Here is a 21,030-nt window from a genome sequence, read left to right on the forward strand (position 1 = left end):
GTGAGGAGATTTTCGGCCACAAGAGGAGGAAAGACATGTCGCATTCATTGCTCAATCCCACACGTCGTGGGTTCCTGGCCGGCACCGCGGCGATTGGCGGTAGCGCCCTTTTCGGCGTTCGTTCGGCATCGGCTGCCGTCAACTGGAAGAAACACGCCGGCACGACGCTGGAAGTCAATCTGGTTAAAAGCCCGCGCAGCGAAACCCTGATCAAATATCTGAACGAGTTTGAGGAACTGACCGGTATCAAGGTCAACGCCGAAGCAACGCCCGAACAGCAACAGCGCCAGAAAGTTGTGATCGAGCTGTCCTCTGGCAAGCCAAGCTTCGACGTCGTGCATCTGAGCTACCACGTCCAGAAGCGGCAGTTTGAAAAGGGCAAGTGGCTGGCCGACATCAGCGGTTTCCTGAAAGATCCGTCGCTGACAGATCCTTCGCTTGCGGAAAAGGACTTCGCCGAAGCCGGCATGCTGTTCGCCAAGGACAGCGACGGCGTGCTGCGCTCGCTTCCATTCTCGGTGGATTACTGGATCGTCTACTGGAACAAGGACCTGTTTGAAGCAAAGGGCTTGAAGTATCCCGAGACCTTCGAAGAGCTGGTTGACGCTGCCGAAAAGATCACCGACCCATCTACCAACACCTACGGCTTCGTTGCACGCGGCCTGAAGAATGCCAACACGCCGGTCTGGACCTCGCTGATGCTGGGATACGGCGCCAAGCCGATCGTCGATGGCAAGATCAATACCGAATCCAAGGAAGCGGTTGAGGCGGCAAAGCTTTACCAGCGTCTGATGACGAAGGCAGCACCTCCCGGCGTCTCCGGCTTCAACTGGGCTGAAGCACAGTCCGCCTTCCTCCAGGGCAAGATCGGCATGTGGTTCGATGGCGTCGGCTTCGCACCGCCGATCGAAAACCCGGAAAAATCCCGCGTTGTCGGCAAGGTCGGTTACGGCGTCATGCCAAAGGGCCCGGCGGCACAGGCGGCCGGCACGTTCGGCGATGGTCTCGGTGTTGTGGAGGCAAGCAGCAAGAAGGAAGCCGCCTATCTCTTCTGCCAGTGGGCGATCTCGCATGAAATGGGCGCGCGTCTGCTTCAGGCCGGCGCAGGCGTTCCATTCCGCCAGTCCATCCTCGAGGACCAGAAGGTCCGCGAAGGTGTGAAGATGCCTGCCGCCTGGCTCGATGCCGTCGTCGGTTCGGGCAAGGTTTCCCAGCTCGCGCTTCCGGTCATCATTCCCGTAACGGAATTCCGTGACATCTACGGCGTCGGCCTCACGAACATGATCGGCGGAGCCGATCCGGCAGCCGAACTCAAGAAAGCGACCGAACAGTTCGCACCTGTTCTTTCACGTAGCGAGGGATAATGGTGTCCGTCAGCATCGAAAATACAGCAACGCGAACCAGCCAGGACAAGAGGAGCAAGCCCGCGAGGCTTGCTCCCAACTACTGGCCATTCGTCATACCGGCACTTGTCGTCATCGCCGCGGTGATCGTTTTTCCGTGGGTTTTCACCCTCTGGATGAGCGCCCATCGCTGGACGCTGGGACAGGAGCAGAGCTTTATCGGTTTTGAGAACTATATCCGGCTCGCCAGCGATGCCCGGTTCTGGGAATCGCTTTGGCATACGCTCGTCTATACCGTGCTGTCGGTCGTCGCTCCCCTGTTCCTCGGAACATTGGCGGCGCTGGTTTTCGATGCGCAATTTCCGTTGCGCGGATTTCTGCGCGGCGTCTTCGTCATGCCGATGATGGCGACCCCGGTCGCCATCGCACTGGTCTGGACAATGATGTTCCACCCACAACTCGGCGTGCTGAACTACCTGTTGTCATTCATCGGCATCGGTCCGCTGGAGTGGATCTACAATCAGTCGACCGTTATTCCCTCGCTGGTGCTCGTGGAGACCTGGCAGTGGACGCCGCTGGTCATGCTGATCGTGCTCGGCGGACTGGCCGCCGTGCCGCGCGAACCCTATGAAAGTGCCGAAATCGACGGCGCCAATGCCTGGCAGAAGTTCCGCTATCTTACCATGCCAATGATTGCGCCGTTCCTGATGATCGCCGTGATCATCCGCTCCATCGATGCCGTCAAAAGCTTTGACATCATTTATGCGATGACCCAGGGCGGCCCCGGCACGGCGTCGGAAACCATCAACATCTATCTCTACAACACGGCGTTTGCCTATTACGACATCGGATACGGCTCGGCCATGGCTGTCGTCTTCTTTATCGTCATCATCGCGCTGTCCTTCGTATTGCTCATGGTTCGTCAGCGCACCCAGTGGAACGAGATGGAGGACCGTTGATGAAACGCAAGACAATCGACCGTATCGCGCTGTTCTTCGTCGCGCTGGTGATGATCTCTCCGGTCATCCTGTTCTTCCTCTGGATGATTTCCTTGTCGCTGAAATTCGAGATCGACAACGGTGCCTATCCACCGATCCTCATTCCGGAACGCTTCGCATGGTCCAACTATGTGAAGGTCTTCGAGGAGAACAATTTCTTCCTCTACTTCTGGAATTCCGTGCTGGTCACGGGGGCGGCCACCATTCTCGCGCTCGTCATCGGCGTTCCGGCAGGCTATGGCATCGCCCGCCTGAAGGCGGAAAAATCGGCGGTGGTCATCATGATCGCCCGTATGACGCCCGGCCTTTCCTTCCTCATTCCGCTGTTCCTGCTGTTTCAATGGCTGAACCTGCTCGGTACGCTCTGGCCACAGATCATCATCCACCTGGTGGTGACGGTTCCGATCGTCGTCTGGATCATGATCGGTTATTTCGAAACCACGCCGAAGGAACTGGAAGAAGCCGCAAGCATCGATGGCGCGTCCTCATGGCAGGTCTTCCGCCTTGTGGCACTGCCGATCGCCAAACCGGGTATCGTCGTGTCCTTCATCCTCGCGGTGATCTTTTCGTGGAACAACTTCGTGTTTGGCATCGTGCTGGCCAGCCGTGAGACACGCACCCTGCCGGTTGCGGTCTACAACATGTTGTCCTTCGAACAGGTGAGCTGGGGTCCGCTTGCCGCTGCAGCGCTGATCGTGACGCTGCCGGTGCTGTTGCTGACGATGTTCGCACAAAAGCAGATCGTGGCAGGCCTCACCGCCGGCGCCGTCAAGGGCGGCTAAGAACACAGTTAGAGCACAGATGCTCTAACCCTTTGTTTTAACGCAATTCCGAACGCAAACCGCGATACGCTTTTGCTCGAATTGCTAAAGTTACGGGATCAAAACGATGGCACCGGTCAATATCCAGAATGTCCAGAAGCGCTTCGGCTCGGTCAATGTCATCCACGGCATCGACATCGATATCAGAGACGGCGAGTTCGTCGTGCTCGTCGGCCCCTCCGGCTGCGGCAAATCAACCCTGCTGCGCATGATCGCCGGCCTTGAAGAGGTGAGTGATGGCGAAATCCACATCGGCGCGCGCGAGGTCAGCCACCTGCCCGCCCGCGACCGCGATATCGCAATGGTGTTCCAGAACTATGCGCTCTATCCGCACATGACCGTCAAGGACAACATGGGCTTCGCACTCAAGCTCAAGAAGGTCGATCAGAAGGAGACAGAAGCCAAGGTCAACAAGGCCGCCGCGATTCTCGGGCTGGACAAGCTGCTCGACCGTTATCCTCGCCAGCTCTCCGGTGGCCAGCGCCAGCGTGTCGCCATGGGCCGCGCTCTGGTGCGCGATCCGCAGGTCTTCCTGTTCGACGAACCGCTTTCCAACCTCGATGCCAAACTGCGCGTCCAGATGCGCGGTGAGATCAAGGCCATGCATCAGCGGATCGGCACCACCACCATTTACGTTACCCATGACCAGGTTGAAGCCATGACCATGGCCGACAAGATCGTCGTGCTGCACGATGGCGTTATCGAGCAGATCGGTGCGCCGCTGGAACTCTACGATAACCCCGCCAATCTCTTCGTTGCCGGTTTCATCGGTTCACCGGCCATGAATTTCGTTCGTGGCCGCGTCGAAGAAGGTGTGTTCCGGACGGCCAAGGGTCTTACCCTTCCCTTGCCGGCAACCGCCAACCTCGCAGTGCTTGGTGGTCGGGATCTGGTTTATGGCGTGCGCCCCGAACATATCCGTGCTTCGTCCGACGGCAGCATCGAGGGCAAGGTTGAGCTGGTGGAAGGCACCGGCTCGGAGATCTACGCCAAACTGGATTGCAAGGGCGACGATATCGCCTGCCTGTTCCGTGAACGACTGGATGTGAAGTTCGGCGACACAATCCGTATTGCCATCGACCCTTCCACGGTCCATCTGTTTGACAGGGAAAGCGGCAAGCGCATCTGAGCGCTTGCCAGGCATTTTCAGGAAAGGTTTTCCGTGCAGACAATGCGGAAACCAGGCAATCGAGAATGGTGACGGGCATGAGCAGTGAAGACAACAACAGCAAACACGTGTTGTGCGTTGGAGCCGCCGTGCTCGACACGCTGTTTCGTGTCCGTGATATGCCACGCGGTGAAGGAAAGGTGCTTCCCTACGACATGCTGCAGATTGCCGAAGGCATGGCTTCGAGCGCAGCTTACACCGTGCACCGCATGGGTGGCCGTGCCAGCCTTTGGGGGGCCGTTGGCAATGACGAGACAGGAGAACGCATTCTTCGCGATCTCTCCGAAAGCGGCATCGACACCAGTGGAATGACAACTGCCACCGGCGCACGCTCGGCGCTTTCCACCATCATCATCGATGATCGCGGTGATCGGCTGATCGTACCTTTTTACGATCAGAAACTGCATGAGACGAAACGCTCCTGTACCCCTCAGGACATCGCACCATTCGATGCGGTTCTCGTCGATGTGCGCTGGCCTGAACTGGCGCTCGACGTGCTGACCGTGGCACGCGCACTCGGCAAACCGGCCATTCTGGATGGAGACGTTGCGCCCGTGGAAACACTCGAAAGACTGGCACCGGCCGCGACCCACATCATTTTCTCGGAACCGGCAGCCGCAAGCCTGACCGAGACGAACGACGTACCGGCCATGCTGCCGCTTCTGCATGCCCGTTATCCGCAAACCTTTATCGCCGTCACCGCCGGTCCGGCCGGCTGCTGGTGGACAGAACCCAACGATCCGACGGTTCATTTTCAGTCGACCATGGCGATCGATGCGGTCGACACGCTGGCAGCGGGAGATGTCTTTCACGGCACTTTCGCACTTACCATCGCCGAAGGGATCGAAAGCCGCGCGGCGATACAACTCTCCTCCGTGGCTGCCGCACTGAAATGCATGGTTTTTGGAGGGCGAACCGGAACCCCCAGCCGGAGCGAGGCGGAAGCGGCTTTGGAACAGTGGCTGGCAAGCACGGAACAGGCTCACCTGCGCGCCTCCTGATCGGCTCGGCGAACCCGGCAACGGCATACGCCGTGAGCATAAAACTATTCCATTTTTGCGATGCCGTTTCGTGGTGAACTAGGCTAACGTCCGGTCGTACAAAGCTTTTTCGAAAGTGTTGCACGCACCCTTCCTGCCGACATCACGAGCCTCGACATGCCTGAAAGCAACCGCCCCAGACTTCGCGATATCGGTTTCAAGCCGGGCCATTTCGCCACGGGTCCGATGAATGCCATCACGGATGTCGCAGATGTTCGCATCGGACATGTAACAATCATTGAGGGCGAGACGATCCGCACGGGTGCCACTGCGATCCTCCCACATGGCGGAAATCTGTTCCAGGACAAGGTCCCTGCCGCACTTGGCGTTTACAACGGATTCGGCAAGTTCGCAGGCGCAACACAGATCGAGGAACTGGGCGAGCTCGAAACGCCCGTTGTCCTGACCAATACACTCGCAACCGGCAGAGCCATTGAGGCGATCAATCGATATACGCTTGCCCAACCAGGCAACGAGAAGGTCGTTTCGCTCAACGCCGTCGTCGGTGAAACCAACGATTCCCGCCTGAACGACATTCGTGCCGGCCGTCCGACCACTGAGGAAGTGACCAAGGCACTCGAAAACGCCGTCACCGGACCTGTCGTGGAAGGCAGCATCGGTGCGGGCACAGGCACGGTTGCCTTCGGCATGAAGGGCGGAATTGGCACAGCTTCGCGCATCGTGCCGATTGCAGGAAAAAACTACAGCCTGGGTGTGCTGGTTCAATCCAACTATGGCGGCCACCTTATTGTCTGCGGCAAGCCTTATCTGTCTCCCGAACACAAGGACAAGGATGGCTCCATCGTCATTGTCCTGGCAACCGATGCACCCCTCTCGTCGCGTAATCTCAAGCGTTTGGCGGCCAGAAGTTTCGGTGGACTGGCGCGCACCGGCGCAGCGCTCAGCAATGGCTCGGGCGACTACGCGCTGGCATTTTCGACAGCCGAGGCTGTTCGCCGCACGCCAGCCCGCCGCAAGTCTGTGGCCGATTATCCGGACCTTTCCAATGACGTGATTTCGCCGCTCTTCGAAGCCGCCATCGAGGTGACGGAGGAAGCAATCCTCAACTCGATGTGTTCGGCAACCACGACGACAGGGATCAATGCCGCAACCGGAAAGCCATCCACAATCGACGCCATTTCCATCGAAACACTTTCCACCCTTCTTTCAGACTGACTTTTCCAGACGGAGTTTTCATGACATCCCCCACCGGTCGTATCGTTTACTTCAATGGTGCATTTCTGCCTGAGGCAGAAGCGCACCTGTCCATCTTCGACCGCGGCTTTCTGTTCGGCGACGGCATTTACGAGGTTACCTCGGTTCTCGAAGGCAAGCTGATCGACAGCGATCTGCACATGGCTCGACTGGAACGCAGCGCCCGTGAGATCGACGTTGCGCTGCCGGTCACGACGCAGGAAATCGTTGAGGCCGAGAAGCGGCTGGTTGCTGAAAACAACATCACCGAAGGTCTGATCTACCTGCAACTGACGCGCGGTGCGGAAGACCGCAACTTCCTCTTTTCAGCGGATCTCAAGCCGACGCTGGTCATGTTCACACAGGCCAAGAAACTGCTTGGAACCGGCGCTGAGGAAAAGGGAATCGCGGTCAAATCCGTGCCTGACCAGCGTTGGGAACGTCGCGACATCAAGACCGTGTGTCTCCTGCCGCAGGTCATGGCAAAGCGTATCGCCAAGGCGGAAGGCTGCGATGAAGCCTGGATGATCGAAGACGGTTTCGTAACCGAAGGCGCGTCCTCTACCGCTTACATTATCACCGGCGACCGCAAGATCGTTACGCGCGGCAACAGCAACAAAACCCTGCCGGGATGCACACGCCTTGCCGCACTTCGTCTGGCTCAGGAAGAAGGCTATACCCTTGAGGAACGCCCCTTCACGCTGGAAGAAGCGCTCAACGCCGATGAAGCATGCCTGAGCAGCGCCTCGAACTTCGTTGTTTCCGTAACGAAAATCGACGGCAAGGCTGTTGGCACTGGCAAGCCCGGCCCGATGGTTCAGCGCCTGCGTGATCTCTATCTCGAGAACGCCCGCCGTACGGCAATCTGATATACGCAAATCGGACCGAAACGCTCGAGGCTGTTTCGGTCCGATGTTTGATCTCGACAGTAAGCACGCGCTCTAAAATCGAGACACGTCTAATCGGCAACGGCCCAGATGCGTTCGACGATCGGACGGCGATTTTCTCTGGAACGATAAAGCCGGATATCAACGCGAATATCCCAGCTTTCATCGGCAGCACGCACGAGAACGCCACTCTCCAATTCCTGCCGCATCAGGCTTTCCGGAACCCAGGTCACGCCCCAGCCGGCCATTGCCATGGCTTTCAGACCCACCGACATGCTGCCCTCATGCACACGCTCGAATTTCGGCAGGCGCGCGCTCAACAGGTCATGCAACAGCGGCCCGAAAAACGATGCCTTTTCATAGTCCAGATAGGCAAAAGGCTGCGTTTCAGCGGTATCGATACGGTGGAGTGGCAGCCCCTTCGCATCGGGCGCAGATACCGGGATGATGTTTTCATTGCCGAGCACCCGAAACTCAAACATCTGCGCGTCGAGCATGACGGGTACTTCATGATGCGCGTAGGTCAGCAGGAAGTCACTGTGACCATCCACCAGTGAATTGAGGTTTTCTTCCATGCTGCCGGAATCCGGTCGCAATGCGGAGAACAGCGGCCCTACCTGATCGTTCACCCGCTTCAGCCAATCGGGGAAAAACGTAAAGGAAAGTGTGTGCAGCGCAGTCAACCGCACCGTTTTGGCATCGGCACCGTCTTCCTGCAGCAAGGTACGACGAGCATGGTAGAGCTGCTTCAGCGTCTCCTGCGCGACGGGCACAAATTTCACACCCGCTTCAGTCAGTCGTGACGGATAGGAGGCACGATCGACCAGCGTCGCGCCAACCCATGCCTCAAGCTGCTTGATGCGGCGGCTGAAAGCCGATTGCGTTACGTGACGCTCGTCGGCCGCCTTCGAAAAGTTCAACGTTCCGGCAAGCGCCAGGAAATCCTCAAGCCATTTGACTTCCAACGGCCTATTCTCCCAACAAAGATAACTGCCCGGTCTCCATGCGAAGACCGGCATTTATTAGGATCATTCCGGCCGCTTTGAAATCCCTTTTAGGAGATGCGCGAATATTCGATCATTCGCGCCCGGCTCGAAACGAGTTCAATGCGATTGTCATCAAGCCGGTTCAGGCAGATCCGCTTCGTCCACGGACCGTCAACCAGTGTGAAGAGGAAACGGCCATTGCCGAGCGCCATCAACGGCATCGACCGGCGGGTCGGGCCGACACCCATCGTCAAAACCGCACCGGAAATTTCAAACTCCGCGCCTTCACTCGACGACCAGCGACCGGAGAGCGCCTGTGGCACCGGATGGTTTTCGACCGGCACAAACCGCCGTGGGGCGTGGCCAGCCTCACCAACAATGGCATCGCCTTCCTGTCTCAGCCGCATCGGGGACGATGCGGAGCGGGACGAGACCCAGCCATCACCATCGTCATAGAGTGTGTCGTCGCCGTCGATGAAGGTTGAGGTGCTTCCCTTGACTTCAAGCCACCAGGGACCGTTGTCCGTGACATACATACCGTCCGGCAAAGTGCTGGAGGCAACCGGCAAGGGTAGTCCTGTCAACGCCGCCATGCTCTCCAGCGCAATCTTGAAACCGTTGGTATCCTCGCGATTGGAGACAACCACAAAACCTGTCCCATTGTCCGGATCGAGCAGGAAATAAGTTTTGTAGCCAGGATGCGATCCACCGTGACCAACGAAACGTCGTTCACCCAGATGCGACCAGCGCAGGCCGAGACCGTACTCGCTCATGCGGCCATCCGCCAAAGAGCGCTCCGCAGAAAGCTGGCTCAGAACATTGTCAAAGCTACCCTCACCGCGCATCAAACCCTGCAGCCAGCGGGTCAGGGCGTCCGCGCTTCCGGCGAGGCTGCCTGATGCGGAAATATGCAGGCCAGCGGCCGAAAGCTGCCAGCCGGTCTCGCCCTTCCAGTAACCGGGCACAAGACCATTGACGGGGTCGTTCCAGACGTCTGGCGCCTTCAGGAAGGTGTCGAAGGGTGCAGCAATCTGTTCCTGTACGAAATCATCGAAACGGAAACCATTTCGCTCCAGGGCTGCCTCAACGAGGCGATACCCGGTGTTGGAATAGGATACCTCGCTGCCAGCCGCAAAGTTAAGACGTGTGAGGCGCGACAGATATTCCAGAAGCGGACCCGCCTTGGTTTCGGTAAAGACGGACAGGCCGAGAAGCGAGAGGCATTCACGGGTATCCGGCAGACCGCCGCTCATGTCCAGCGCTTGCCCCACCGTCACATCACTGAGCGGGGATTGCAGTTCCGGCAGATGCTTTCCGAGAGGATCGTCAAGGCCGATCAGATCGGAATGCGCCAGCACCATGGCGCAGAAAACGTGCTTGGTAACGGATGCGTAACGCACCACGCTTTGCGGCGTGAAGGGCGCGAAGGTCGAAAGGCTCTCGACACCACCCGAATGGGCAAAGCGGATACCCTGCAGATCAAAGCCGATGACCGCACCGCCGGGCTCGTTGCCTGCCCATTGCGATACAAAACCCTGTGCGATTGTGGACGCGCCGTTCCAGTCGAATTGCTGTGACATGTTTCCGTCTCGTATTTCCGAAAAAAGAAAGCCGGCATCAAGCCGGCTCTTCCAATCTTATGCTGAGGCTGCGCAATTCAGCCGTATGCTCATGTTTCGTCCGGCCTTCACGCAGATCTTCCGCGCTCAACTGCTCCACCATCTCGCCGTTCAGCATCACACCCACCTGCGGGCAAAGATGCGCGATAACCGCGAGATTGTGGCTGACGAGGATATAGGTGAGGTTTCTCGCCGCACGCAGATCCGACAGCAGGTTGAGGATTTCCGCCTGCACCGAAACGTCGAGCGCCGATGTTGGTTCATCGAGCAGCAGAACCTCGGGATCAGCGATCAGCGCGCGGGCAATCGCGACACGCTGACGCTGGCCACCGGAAAGCTGGTGCGGAAAGCGGAAACGTACGGCCTGCGGCAAAGCCACGTCCGACAAGGCTTGCTGGATGCGCTTTTCGATATTGTCCATGCCGTGAACCAGCGGAAGCTCGCTCAGGATACGGTCAATGGTCTGGCGCGGATGCAACGAACCATAGGGGTCCTGGAACACCATCTGCACCTGCCGGAAAAATTCCGGCGTGCGCTTCAACGGTGCATCCTTGCCGCCGAAGGCGATACGACCTTCCCAGCTTTCATTCAGACCCGCCATGGCACGCAGGATCGTGGACTTGCCCGAGCCGCTCTCACCGACGATGCCAAAGCTGCCGCCCTTTTCCACGGAAAAGGAAACGCCCTTCACCACTTCGCGGTCGCCGAACTTGATACGCAGTTTTTCGACATCAATCATTGGCTGGACCACGCTGCATCACGGTTGAGAACGGGAAGACGCTCGCGCGGATGCGTCAGCGAGGGAATGCAGTTCAACAGACCCTTTGTGTAGGGATGTTCGGCCTTCAGAAGTTCCGAAGCCTTCAACTCCTCCATCACGCGGCCGGAATACATCACCGCAACACGGTCGCAAAAATGCGAGACGAGCGGCAGGTCATGGCTGATGAGGATGAGGCCCATGCCGCGTTCCGACACCAGTTCCTCGATCAGACGCAGAATTTCCGCCTGTACCGTGGCGTCGAGTGCACTGGTCGGCTCGTCGGCGATCAGAAGCTCCGGATCGGGCGCCAGCATCATGGCGATCATGACGCGCTGGCCCATGCCACCGGAGACTTCATGCGCGTAGGAACCGGCGACCTGACGCGGATTGCGGATCTTCACCTGATCCAGAAGCCCGATCGCCGCTTCCATCGCCGCACGCTTGCTGCCACCCTTATGGGTCCGCCAGGCTTCAGCAACCTGAGTGCCGATCGTCTTGACCGGATTGAGCGAATATTTCGGGTCCTGCAGAATGAAGCCTGCGCGCTTGCCGCGGATCTGGCGCATCTGCTTTTCGCTGGCCGACAAAACGTCGATACCATCGAAGGAAAGGTTGTCCGCCTTGATATCGGCAATTGGTGGCAAAAGCTTCATCAGCGCCCGTGCCGTCAAGCTTTTGCCGGAACCGGATTCGCCGACGATGCCGAGCTTTTCCGTGCCGAGTTTCATGGACACACCGCGCACCGCCTCGAAGCGACTGGTGCGGGTCTGAAACGCGATTTTCAGGTTTTCAATTTCGACCAGCATGGCTCATTGTCCCTTCGGGTCGAGCACGTCGCGCAAGCCATCGCCAAGGAAGTTGAAGGCAAGCGAAACGAGAAAGATGGCAATACCTGGAATGGTGGCGACCCACCATTGCTCAAAGATAAAGCGCTTGGCGGTAGCAATCATCGCGCCCCACTCCGGAGACGGTGGCTGCGCACCCATGCCGAGGAAGCCAAGGCTGGCGGCCGTGATGATGATCGAGCTCATGTCGAGCGTGATGCGCACGATCAGGCTCGGCACGCAGAGCGGCGCGATATGGCGGGCAATGATGCGCCAGGCCGAGGCACCGGTCAGGCGGTAGGCCGCAACGAAGTCGCTGCCACGAACAGTCATGGTCTCGGCACGCGCCAGGCGCGCATAGGGCGGCCAGGCGGTCAGTGCAATCGCCAGGATAGCGCTTTCGACACCGGGCTTCAGAGCGGCAACGAAAGCCAGCGCCAGGATGAGACGGGGAAACGCCAGGAAGACGTCCGTCACGCGCATCAGCACGGTATCTACGACACCGCCGAAGTAACCGGCGATACAGCCGATCGCCAATCCGATGGGCGCCACGAGAACGACAACGGCGATAACCATGCCGAGCGTAACGCGACCGCCGTAAAGGATGCGCGAGAGAATATCGCGCCCAAGCTCATCCGTACCGAACCAGTGTTCGGCGCTTGGGAACGCAAGGCGATTGCCGAGGCTCTGCGTCGCCGGATCGTAAGGTGCAAGCACCGGCGCAAGCAGCGACAGCACGATGAACAGCAAAATGATCGTCAGTCCGATCACCGCCAATGGATTGGATTTGAGGCTGAGCCAGATGCGATAGCGGTTTCCCCACGCCGCTTGGCGACGGGAATGCGGCGTCTCATCGAGTGCCCAGTTTCTGAAAGTAGCAAGCATCATCGAACGCGCGGGTCCATTACTCGGTAAAGTACGTCTGCGAGCAGGTTGAGGGCGACATAGATGAGGCCGATCAACAGGGTTGCCCCGACGACAGGGTTCATGTCTGCGTTCATAAGCGACACGGTGAGGTATTGGCCAAGCCCAGGCCAGCTGAACACGGTTTCGGTGACCACAGCGCCTTCGAGAAGGCCGGCATAGGTGAGCGCAAGAACCGTGATGAGCTGCACGGCAACCGTCGGGAACGCATGTCCCCAGATGACGGTCATAGCCGAAAGCCCCTTGGCGCGGGCGGTGATGACATATTCACCCTTCAGCGCGTCAATCATGAAGGCGCGCGTCATGCGGGTGATATAGGCCATGCTGAAATAGGCAAGAATGCAGACCGGCTGAACCATATGGGCGATGGCGTCGTAGAACGCATCCCAATCGCCAGCCAGCAACGTATCGACGCTCAGCAGCCCGGTAACCGGATCGATCATCCCGTCGAAAATGATGTCTTGCCGGCCAGGTCCCGGCGCAACGCCAAGCGTTGCGTAGAATACCAGCAGCGAGATCAGGGCCAGCATAAAGACCGGCACGGAGTGACCCGCCAGACAGACGACGCGGATGACCTGATCGGTCAGCTTGCCCTGACGAACGGCGGCCCAGACACCGAGCGGAATGCCGATCAGCGCCGCAATGATAAGCGCAGCCGTGGCAAGCTCGAAGGTGGCGGGGAACACGCGGGTAATATCCACCCAGACCGGGTTGCGGGTCAGAATGGAGTTGCCGAAATCGCCGTGCAGAACCTGCGAAACATAGTGGAAGAATTGGACGACCAGCGGCTGATCGAGGCCCATTTCGGCCCGGACCCGCACAATGACGTCCTCGGGCGCGTTGTCGCCGACCGCCGCAATCACGGGATCGACGGGCATGACGCGCCCGATCATGAAGGTGATGACCATCAAACCGAACAGCGTCAGAATGACGCTGCTCAGTGTCGACGATATGCTTTTAACGCGCTTGTTCAATGTCACGCTTTCTTCGCATCGTGGTAGGAATTGCCCTCGGACAGAACGCCGAGTTCGAAACCGGAAACGCCCTTACGGAAAGCTGCCGTCTTCGTTGTCTGGAACATGAACACGAAGGGGCTGTTTTGCATGTGCTCGCGCTGCAGGGCTTCGTAAAGCTCGACGCGCTTTGCCGGGTCCTTCTCGTCGCGGGCAGCTTCAGCCTTGGCGGCGAAATCGTCGCTCTTGAAGCGCGAACGCCACAGGAACGGCTTCGACTTGGCGTCGTCGGCATTGTTCTTGTTGATGTTGAAAACATCAGCATTGGAATGCGGATCGAAGTAGTCGGTACCCCAGGCAGACAGAGCCATCTGGTGCTCACGCGCACGCATCTTGGTCAGAACCTGACGGTTTTCAGCCGACTGCAGACGCACCTTGATGCCGATATCGGCGAGGTTTGCCTGGATGGCCTGCGCCAGATCCGGGTAAGGCTGCGCGGAATAGTGATCCATGCTGATCTCGAAACCATCGGCAAGACCGGCTTCCGCCATCAGAGCCTTGGCCTTCTCGACATCGCGCTGGTACGGAACGTCGTTGACGGCGCCCGGGAAGCCCTTCGGCTCGAAGCTCTGGTGAACTTCATGGGTCAGCGGCACGATGTTTTCCTGCATGCCCTTGTAGTCCAGCGCCCACTTGATGGCCTGCCAGACCTGCGGCTTCGCAAGGTTTTCATTTCCCTGGTTCAGCGAAATCAGAACCAGCGATGCGATGCTCTTGCGCTCAAGCACGATGTTTTCATCGTTCTGAACGGTGCGAAGCTGCTCGGACGTCAGGTCGCGTGCAATATCGATATCACCCTTCTGCAGCATCAGAAGCTGCGAGGACGGGTCCGTCACATGACGCAGGATGATGCGCTTGAGGTTACCTTTGTAAGGGCCATTTGGATTGAGCGTCAAAGCCACGCTCTCGCTCGGCTTCCAGGACTGCAGCATGAAATCGCCAGAACCGGCGCTGTTCTTCTGCAGCCAGCCATTGCCGAGGTCTTCGCCGTTGGCGTTCTCGAGTACAGCCTTCTTTTCGACGATCGCGCCGATATTGGCCGACAGGCAGTACAGCAGGAAGGAGATTGCCGTCGGCTGGGCAGTCGTCAGCTTCACCGTCTTGTCGTCAGTGGCAACGATGGTGGTTTCGGCGTTGTCAGGCGTGAAACCAAACTGGCTGATGATGAAGGCCGGGCTCTTGTTCATCTTGACGGCGCGCTGCAGCGAGAACGCGACGTCCTCAGCCGTAACCTTTGCACCGCTGGAGAAGGTTGCCTCTTCACCGATCGTGAAGGTGAAGACCTTGCTGTCAGCATCGGCTTCCCACGCGCTTGCGATCACCGGATCGACCTTGGTGGAATCTTCACGGTTGGCGCGCACCAGCTTCTGGTACATGTTGCTGATGATTTCGCCACCAACGGCTTCGAAACCTTCATGCGGATCGAGGCTCGTCATGTTGTCCAGCTGCTGCGCGACAACGAGAATGTCCTTTGGCGTGTCAGCGAAGGACAGGCGGGCATAGGACAGGAATGGTACTGCAGCGCCAGCGATCAGCAGGTTGCGTCTAGAAATCATCAGAAAATCCCCTTTCGGACCTATTATCGAGAAAAAGATCGGAGCTTTGCCCCAATCCAGTCGTTATTTTTCTTTTTTTCGCGATTACCACGACGGATTGAGGCCACACCAATTCCAAATTTGGCAGGCCCTATGCAGGGATTGCATCTGCCCGCACCTTGAAATTTCGCCCGCGAAGGCAGACAACGCTGGCATCTCCACTTCCTTTGCTTCCGAAATTTTCCAAGGTGATGCGAACATGACAAGCGAAACGGCCGTTCCCGTATTCGACGGACATAACGATGTGCTGCTGAGATTGTGGCGCTCAGGCAATCCGTCGCCGGAGACGCTTCTGGTGGACGGTGACACCGTTGGCCATATCGATCTTCCGCGTGCCAAAAAGGGCGGTCTGGCGGGTGGCCTCTGCGCAATCTATGTTCCCTCGCCCAGCATGGAAAAAGATGCAAATGGCGATTTTCTCGCACCTGAGCAGGGCGACGCGCTTGCCGCGACACTCTCCATGGCGAGCCTCCTGTTCCGTGCCGAGAAGAAGTCCAACGGTGCGCTGAAGGTCTGCCGGACTGCCGCAGATATTCGCGACGCCATGGGAACCGGTGCATTCGCATCGGTCTTCCATATCGAGGGCGCCGAAGCGATCGCCGGTGATCTGGATGCGCTCTACGTTCTGCACCAGGCTGGCTTGCGTACCCTTGGCCCGGTCTGGAGCCGCCCGAACATCTTCGCCTACGGCGTTCCGTTCCGCTTCCCTTCCACCCCGGATATTGGCCCTGGTCTGACGGAAACCGGCAAGCGGCTGATCAAGACCTGCAATGAACTGAAGATCATGGTCGACCTGTCGCACATGAACGAGCAGGGCTTCTGGGACATCGCAAAGATCACCGACGCACCACTCGTGGCGTCCCATTCGAACGCCTATGCGCTGTGCAATCACAGCCGTAATCTCACAGACCGCCAACTCGACGCGATCCGCGATACGGGTGGACTTGCCGGCATCAACTTCGGCGTTCTTTTCCTGCGTCAGGACGGTGTGAAAAACCCGGATACCGATCTTGGCGAACTGGTGCGCCATGTCGATTATATCGCCAACCGCATCGGTATCGATCACGTTGCACTTGGTTCGGATTTCGACGGCACGACAATCCCGGCATCAATGAAGGACGCTGGCGATCTGCAACTGCTGGTCAAGGCGTTACGCAACAGTGGTTATGACGATGACGCCCTTGCCAAGATTTGCCACGGCAACTGGGTTCGCGTGCTGGAAAAAACCTGGGGCGCTTAAGACGCCCGAGGTTAATCTCAATTGCTCCGACGCAGATGCGCCGGAGACAAGGGCGGCAAGGCTCAGGCCTTTGCCGCTTTCTTTTTGCCCGTTGCGCGAAACGCGAGAAGGCCGCCAACCAGAGCGAACATCGCCCACTTGAGCGGCAATGCATCCGCCGTCTCGCTGCGGATCGGCAGGACGGTGACAGTGCCGGGGCTCGATTCATATCCGGTCTGCCCCTTGGCCTTTGCATCGGCAATCTGCTGTGGCGAAACAACCCATTCCGCTCCCCGCATCTTGTCGTACGTCATGAAACCACCGCCGGCGACTACGGCAACAACGAGTGAAATCACGATTCTTGTGGGCATGTTCATAAGCATCTCCTTCAACTGAAAGGAGCGTGTAGTCGCATCAAACAACACCACCAAGCAACCAGCACGTTTAATTTTGCACAGTTTGGGACAATGGCAAAAAACGCGCATCTCCTGGTTGCTTTTTATCGCTCAATCTGGCGAAATCCCTTAAAAACCAAGCCCAAAGTACACATCGACAGTTTACGCGTTTCTGCTAATCACATTTCCCGAATGACACCGAAATGGCGACACAATCCTGTGGTTCGCCAGTCATCACATCGGCGCCGGCAAGCAGGGCAACATGGCAGACAAGAGCGAAGTAGCGCAGACCGAAACAGCGGAAGCAGAAGCTGAAGGCTTTTTTGCCAGACATCGCCCCTACATCACGGCAGCGGCAATTACGCTGATCTTCGTGATGATGACCGTCGCGATCTATCAGCTCACATCTGAGGTCCGCTATGACGACGTGATCGCGGCCTTGATGGGGACATCGATCACCTCGATCCTGCTGGCAATCCTCTTTACGGCGCTCAGTTTCCTGGCACTGATCTGGTATGATGCCAATGCCATTGAATATATTGGCAGAAAAGTTCCGTTCCATTCCATGGCAGCAACGGCCTTCGCCGCTTATGCCATTGGCAATACGGCAGGTTTCGGCCCCCTCAGTGGTGGGGCTATCCGCTTCCGCGCCTATTCGCGACTGGGCCTTTCCCCGGGTGAAATCGCCCGTGTCATTGCCTTCGTCACCCTCTCTTTCGGGCTTGGTCTGCTATCCGTCAGTGCCATTTCCACATTCATCGTCGCACCGCGAATTGCCGCCATCATCAATGTCGATGCTGCTGTGTTGCGCGCTGCGGCACTTGCCATCATCGCCATTCTGGTGCTTGGCGCCTATTTCGGCCGCAACGGCAAAGCCATTCGTTTGGGAAGCTGGCGCTTGCGCCTTCCAGACAGCCGCACCTCCTCACGCCAGTTTCTTGTCTCGGCCCTGGATATTGCAGCGTCGGCATCCGTTCTCTACGTGCTTTTGCCGGAAACCCACCTCGGTTGGCCGACATTTTTTGCAATCTACGCGACCGCAGTCGGTCTCGGCGTGCTCAGCCACGTTCCGGCGGGCCTTGGCGTTTTCGAGACCGTGATGGTTGCCGGCCTCGGCAATGCCATCAGCATTGATCAACTGCTGGGCAGTCTCGTCCTCTACCGTGTCATCTACCACGTCCTGCCGCTTGTCGTCGCCATTCTGGTGATGATCGCTTCCGAAATGAAGCAGTTCGCAGCCAGGCCGCTCGTCTCGGATATCGGCCAGCTCGCCGTCAGGCTCGCTCCGCCCTTGCTTTCCGCCTATGCAATGCTCCTCGGCGCGATGCTGATCTTCTCGAGTGTTACGCCCACGCCGGACAGCAACCTTGATTTCCTTGCGAATTTCGTCCCCCTGCCGATCATCGAAGCCGCCCACTTCCTGACAAGCATCATGGGCCTCATCCTGGTCGTTTCATCGCGCGGTCTGGGTCAGCGCCTTGATGGAGCATGGTGGATTGCACTCGTAGCGGCTTCTGCCGCCCTCGTATTTTCACTTCTCAAGGCCATCGCCGTCTTCGAAGCGGCTTTCCTCGGCATTTTCATCGCGGCACTCGTCGCCAACATGCGCAGCTTCAACCGGCACGCATCGCTCATCAAACAGGCGCTGGGGCCAAGCTGGCTCGGCGCCATGACTGTGATCGTCGCCGGCGCAGCCACGATCCTGCTCTTTGTTTATCGCGATACTGACTACAGCCACGCATTGTGGTGGCAGTTCGAGTTCTCAGAGGAAGCACCGCGCGGATTGCGTGCCGTGTTGGGTCTGGTTCTGGCCTCTTCGACCATCGCGATCTTCAGTCTCATGCGCCCGGTCCGCTACAAGCCGGATGCCATCCAGGCGGATGACATCGTCAAGGCGACAAGTATCGTCATGCAGCAGGACGAAGCCGATGCCAATCTGGTGCGCATGGGCGACAAGCACGTGATGTTTTCTGAGACCGGAAACGCTTTCATCATGTACGGCATTCAGGGCCGTTCATGGATTGCCTTTACCGATCCGGTCGGCGATGAAGAGGACTTTCCCGATCTCGTCTGGGAATTTGTCGAAGCTGCACGCTCAGCCGGTGCACGCGCCGCCTTTTATCAGATTTCCCCATCGCTTCTGTCGCACTGCGCAGATGCGGGCCTGCGCGCCTTCAAGCTCGGGGAACTTGCTCTGGTCAACCTGACGGCCTTCGAGTTGAAGGGTGGAAAGCTCGCCAATCTGCGACAGTCGCTCAGCCGCGGCGCGCGCGACGGGCTGAGTTTCGAGGTCATCGATCCGCCGCAGGTCCCGGATATTCTCGACGAACTGAAACAGGTATCCGACGGATGGCTGACGCACCACAATACGCGTGAAAAGCGTTTCTCGCTTGGCGCTTTCGAACCCGACTACATTCTCTCGCAACCTGTCGCCGTGTTGCGAAAAGACGGAAAGATTACGGCCTTTGCCAACGTCATGGTGACGGACACGAAGAAAGAGGCCACCATCGATCTCATGCGTTTTTCGGTCGACGCGCCGCGCGGCTCGATGGATTTCCTGTTCGTCAGTATCATGCAACATCTGCGCGAAGCCGGTTATGAAAGCTTCAACCTCGGCATGGCACCCATGTCAGGCATGTCGAAGCGCGATATCGCACCGGTCTGGGACCGCATCGGCGGAACGCTGTTTGAGCACGGCGAGCGCTTTTACAACTTCAAGGGTCTGCGCGCCTTCAAATCCAAGTTTCACCCGAAGTGGGAACCACGCTATCTTGCTGTGCAAAATGGCGCCGATGCCGCGCTGGCACTGATGGACGTCACCGTTCTCATCAGTGGAGGGGTCAGAGGAGTGATTGGCAAATGAGAAAAACCATCCTGCTGAAATCGGCACTTGCAGCCGTTGCCCTTCTTTTCCCGAGCATGGCTTTTTCGCAGGACAAACCGGCTTATGAGACCGGAATGATCCCGGCCGATCACATCATGGTGCCCGATGGCGACATCCTTGCCAGCATCTTCCTGATCTCGGATGCCAACGGCTGGACCGATGCCGATGAGGCACGTGCCAAGGCGCTGGTCGAAAAAGGCGCGGCCGTGGTCGGTATCGACTTTCGCGACTATATCAAGGCGCTCGAAGCCGACGAAGACGAATGCATCTACATGATCTCGGATATCGAATCCTTGTCTCAGCAGATCCAGCGCACGGCTGGCACAAGCAGCTACAAGCTTCCGATTGTGACGGGGATCGGCGAAGGCGGAACGCTCGCGCTGGCAATGATTGCCCAAAGCCCGCCTTCGACCGTTCGTGAAGCAATCGCCGTCGATCCCAAGGCAGGTCTGCCGCTCCAGAAAATCCTCTGCACACCGGCGAGCAAGGACAAGGTCGGCAATGAGACCGTTTACGGCCTGACCGATGGCGCTCTGCCCGCTCCTGTCAGCGTATCCTTTACGCCAGAGGCGGATCAGAAGGGTCGCGACCATGTCAACGACCTGTTGAAGTCGCATCCTGATATCGACGTCGAGGATGTAACCGACAAGGCCGCCGACGTGTTGGCGCAATCCCTGTCCGATGAGATCGACGCCGCGAGCGATTCCGGTTCACCGCTTGGCCTGCCGATCACCGTGCTGGAAACCAAACCCGTGATGGATACGATGGCGATCATCTATTCCGGCGACGGTGGCTGGCGCGACCTGGACGAGGAAGTGGGCGGCGCATTGCAGAAGGAAGGTGTTCCCGTCATCGGCGTCGATTCACTGCGCTATTTCTGGAAGGAAAAGAAACCGGAAGAGATCGCCAGCGATCTCGGCCGCATCATCGATACCTACCGCAAGGAATGGAAGGTGCGGAATGTGCTGCTGATCGGTTACTCTTTCGGCGCGGATATCCTGCCAGCAACCTTTAATCTGCTACCGGATCGCGACAAGTCGCACGTCGTGCAGCTGACCCTGATGGGCCTTTCCGACGAAGTCGATTTCGAGATTTCGGTCGGGGGATGGCTTGGCATGTCCGGTGAGGGCAAAGGCGGTAAGACCGTCGACGATATCGCCAAGATCAACCCGAAACTTGTTCAATGCATCTACGGAACCGAAGAAGAGGAAGACGACCCCTGCCCTCGCCTGAAAGCGCAGGGCGTTGAAACCCTCGGCATCGAGGGCGGACATCACTTCGACGAGGATTACGAGGCGCTTGCCAGGCGCATCCTCACCGCGCTCAAGACGCGGTTGCCGAAATGACGATGTGACAGTCG

Annotated in this window: 18 protein-coding genes; 10 read left to right on the plus strand and 8 right to left on the minus strand. The window is 58.2% G+C overall.

Going from position 1 to position 21,030, the window contains the following annotated elements; translation table 11 throughout:
* Window positions 1–35 precede the first annotated feature (35 nt).
* From FY156_13345 to FY156_13375, 7 genes are all read left to right on the plus strand, one after another.
* Window positions 36–1,364: a sugar ABC transporter substrate-binding protein gene (locus FY156_13345; GenBank protein UXS02380.1), complete on the plus strand. Its 1,329-nt coding sequence runs from the start codon at window positions 36–38 to the stop codon at window positions 1,362–1,364.
* Window positions 1,364–2,302, plus strand: a complete 939-nt coding sequence (locus FY156_13350; protein ID UXS02381.1) for a sugar ABC transporter permease — start codon at window positions 1,364–1,366, stop codon at window positions 2,300–2,302. The genes FY156_13345 and FY156_13350 overlap by 1 nt, the downstream gene beginning before the upstream one ends.
* Window positions 2,302–3,123: a carbohydrate ABC transporter permease gene (locus FY156_13355; protein UXS02382.1), complete on the plus strand. Its 822-nt coding sequence runs from the start codon at window positions 2,302–2,304 to the stop codon at window positions 3,121–3,123. The genes FY156_13350 and FY156_13355 overlap by 1 nt, the downstream gene beginning before the upstream one ends.
* Before the next feature lie 106 nt (window positions 3,124–3,229).
* Entirely contained in the window at window positions 3,230–4,291 is a 1,062-nt protein-coding gene (gene ugpC, locus FY156_13360; GenBank protein UXS02383.1) for a sn-glycerol-3-phosphate ABC transporter ATP-binding protein UgpC, read from the plus strand.
* Between the two features lie 77 nt (window positions 4,292–4,368).
* Window positions 4,369–5,331 (plus strand): sugar kinase, encoded by a 963-nt coding sequence (locus FY156_13365; GenBank protein UXS02384.1) that lies wholly within the window; start codon window positions 4,369–4,371, stop codon window positions 5,329–5,331.
* Window positions 5,332–5,487: 156 nt separating this feature from the next.
* On the plus strand, window positions 5,488–6,546 hold the full coding sequence (locus FY156_13370) for a P1 family peptidase (GenBank protein ID UXS02385.1): 1,059 nt from the start codon (window positions 5,488–5,490) through the stop codon (window positions 6,544–6,546).
* Between the two features lie 20 nt (window positions 6,547–6,566).
* Window positions 6,567–7,433, plus strand: a complete 867-nt coding sequence (locus FY156_13375; protein ID UXS02386.1) for a D-amino-acid transaminase — start codon at window positions 6,567–6,569, stop codon at window positions 7,431–7,433.
* 89 nt (window positions 7,434–7,522) lie between these two features.
* Here FY156_13375 and FY156_13380 read toward each other — a convergent pair whose 3' ends face one another.
* From FY156_13380 to FY156_13410, 7 genes are all read right to left on the minus strand, one after another.
* On the minus strand, window positions 7,523–8,416 hold the full coding sequence (locus tag FY156_13380) for a LysR family transcriptional regulator (GenBank protein ID UXS02387.1): 894 nt from the start codon (window positions 8,414–8,416) through the stop codon (window positions 7,523–7,525).
* An 89-nt stretch (window positions 8,417–8,505) separates the two neighbouring features.
* Entirely contained in the window at window positions 8,506–10,017 is a 1,512-nt protein-coding gene (locus tag FY156_13385) for a beta-lactamase family protein (protein UXS02388.1), read from the minus strand.
* A gap of 37 nt (window positions 10,018–10,054) precedes the next feature.
* Window positions 10,055–10,795, minus strand: a complete 741-nt coding sequence (locus tag FY156_13390) for an ABC transporter ATP-binding protein (protein ID UXS02389.1) — start codon at window positions 10,793–10,795, stop codon at window positions 10,055–10,057.
* Window positions 10,792–11,622, minus strand: coding sequence for an ABC transporter ATP-binding protein (locus FY156_13395; GenBank protein UXS02390.1), 831 nt, complete (start codon window positions 11,620–11,622; stop codon window positions 10,792–10,794). Before FY156_13395 ends, FY156_13390 begins: the two co-directional genes overlap by 4 nt.
* 3 nt (window positions 11,623–11,625) lie before the next feature.
* A complete protein-coding gene (locus FY156_13400) occupies window positions 11,626–12,528 on the minus strand; it encodes an ABC transporter permease (protein ID UXS02391.1) in 903 nt (300 codons plus the stop codon).
* Window positions 12,525–13,538, minus strand: coding sequence for an ABC transporter permease (locus FY156_13405; protein UXS03149.1), 1,014 nt, complete (start codon window positions 13,536–13,538; stop codon window positions 12,525–12,527). Before FY156_13405 ends, FY156_13400 begins: the two co-directional genes overlap by 4 nt.
* A 2-nt stretch (window positions 13,539–13,540) precedes the next feature.
* The gene (locus FY156_13410) at window positions 13,541–15,133 is read right to left on the minus strand and encodes an ABC transporter substrate-binding protein (protein UXS02392.1); all 1,593 of its coding nucleotides are present in this window, start codon (window positions 15,131–15,133) and stop codon (window positions 13,541–13,543) included.
* Window positions 15,134–15,371: 238 nt separating this feature from the next.
* Between FY156_13410 and FY156_13415 the strand changes: the two genes are divergently transcribed.
* The gene (locus tag FY156_13415; GenBank protein UXS02393.1) at window positions 15,372–16,412 is read left to right on the plus strand and encodes a membrane dipeptidase; all 1,041 of its coding nucleotides are present in this window, start codon (window positions 15,372–15,374) and stop codon (window positions 16,410–16,412) included.
* 62 nt (window positions 16,413–16,474) lie between these two features.
* On the opposite strand, the gene FY156_13420 is transcribed toward FY156_13415, so the two are convergent.
* Window positions 16,475–16,768, minus strand: coding sequence for a hypothetical protein (locus tag FY156_13420; GenBank protein UXS02394.1), 294 nt, complete (start codon window positions 16,766–16,768; stop codon window positions 16,475–16,477).
* A 280-nt stretch (window positions 16,769–17,048) separates the two neighbouring features.
* Here FY156_13420 and mprF point away from each other — a divergent pair, with 280 nt between their 5' ends.
* Both mprF and FY156_13430 read left to right on the plus strand, forming a co-directional pair.
* Entirely contained in the window at window positions 17,049–19,649 is a 2,601-nt protein-coding gene (mprF, locus tag FY156_13425; protein UXS02395.1) for a bifunctional lysylphosphatidylglycerol flippase/synthetase MprF, read from the plus strand.
* On the plus strand, window positions 19,646–21,016 hold the full coding sequence (locus tag FY156_13430) for a virulence factor family protein (protein UXS02396.1): 1,371 nt from the start codon (window positions 19,646–19,648) through the stop codon (window positions 21,014–21,016). The genes mprF and FY156_13430 overlap by 4 nt, the downstream gene beginning before the upstream one ends.
* Window positions 21,017–21,030 lie beyond the last annotated feature (14 nt).

Source organism: Agrobacterium tumefaciens, from assembly GCA_025559845.1.
Classification (GTDB): Bacteria; Pseudomonadota; Alphaproteobacteria; order Rhizobiales; family Rhizobiaceae; genus Agrobacterium.

What these genes read in the sequence shown, in the direction of transcription:
- FY156_13345 (UXS02380.1), top strand. Translation starts at nt 36, where the DNA reads ATGTCGCATTCATTGCTCAATCCCACACGTCGTGGGTTCCTGGCCGGC.
- FY156_13350 (UXS02381.1), top strand. Translation starts at nt 1,364, where the DNA reads ATGGTGTCCGTCAGCATCGAAAATACAGCAACGCGAACCAGCCAGGAC.
- ugpC (UXS02383.1), top strand. Translation starts at nt 3,230, where the DNA reads ATGGCACCGGTCAATATCCAGAATGTCCAGAAGCGCTTCGGCTCGGTC.
- FY156_13420 (UXS02394.1), bottom strand. Translation starts at nt 16,768, where the DNA reads ATGAACATGCCCACAAGAATCGTGATTTCACTCGTTGTTGCCGTAGTC.
- FY156_13355 (UXS02382.1), top strand. Translation starts at nt 2,302, where the DNA reads ATGAAACGCAAGACAATCGACCGTATCGCGCTGTTCTTCGTCGCGCTG.
- FY156_13390 (UXS02389.1), bottom strand. Translation starts at nt 10,795, where the DNA reads ATGATTGATGTCGAAAAACTGCGTATCAAGTTCGGCGACCGCGAAGTG.
- FY156_13385 (UXS02388.1), bottom strand. Translation starts at nt 10,017, where the DNA reads ATGTCACAGCAATTCGACTGGAACGGCGCGTCCACAATCGCACAGGGT.
- FY156_13400 (UXS02391.1), bottom strand. Translation starts at nt 12,528, where the DNA reads ATGATGCTTGCTACTTTCAGAAACTGGGCACTCGATGAGACGCCGCAT.
- mprF (UXS02395.1), top strand. Translation starts at nt 17,049, where the DNA reads ATGGCAGACAAGAGCGAAGTAGCGCAGACCGAAACAGCGGAAGCAGAA.
- FY156_13415 (UXS02393.1), top strand. Translation starts at nt 15,372, where the DNA reads ATGACAAGCGAAACGGCCGTTCCCGTATTCGACGGACATAACGATGTG.
- FY156_13375 (UXS02386.1), top strand. Translation starts at nt 6,567, where the DNA reads ATGACATCCCCCACCGGTCGTATCGTTTACTTCAATGGTGCATTTCTG.
- FY156_13395 (UXS02390.1), bottom strand. Translation starts at nt 11,622, where the DNA reads ATGCTGGTCGAAATTGAAAACCTGAAAATCGCGTTTCAGACCCGCACC.
- FY156_13365 (UXS02384.1), top strand. Translation starts at nt 4,369, where the DNA reads ATGAGCAGTGAAGACAACAACAGCAAACACGTGTTGTGCGTTGGAGCC.
- FY156_13370 (UXS02385.1), top strand. Translation starts at nt 5,488, where the DNA reads ATGCCTGAAAGCAACCGCCCCAGACTTCGCGATATCGGTTTCAAGCCG.
- FY156_13410 (UXS02392.1), bottom strand. Translation starts at nt 15,133, where the DNA reads ATGATTTCTAGACGCAACCTGCTGATCGCTGGCGCTGCAGTACCATTC.
- FY156_13430 (UXS02396.1), top strand. Translation starts at nt 19,646, where the DNA reads ATGAGAAAAACCATCCTGCTGAAATCGGCACTTGCAGCCGTTGCCCTT.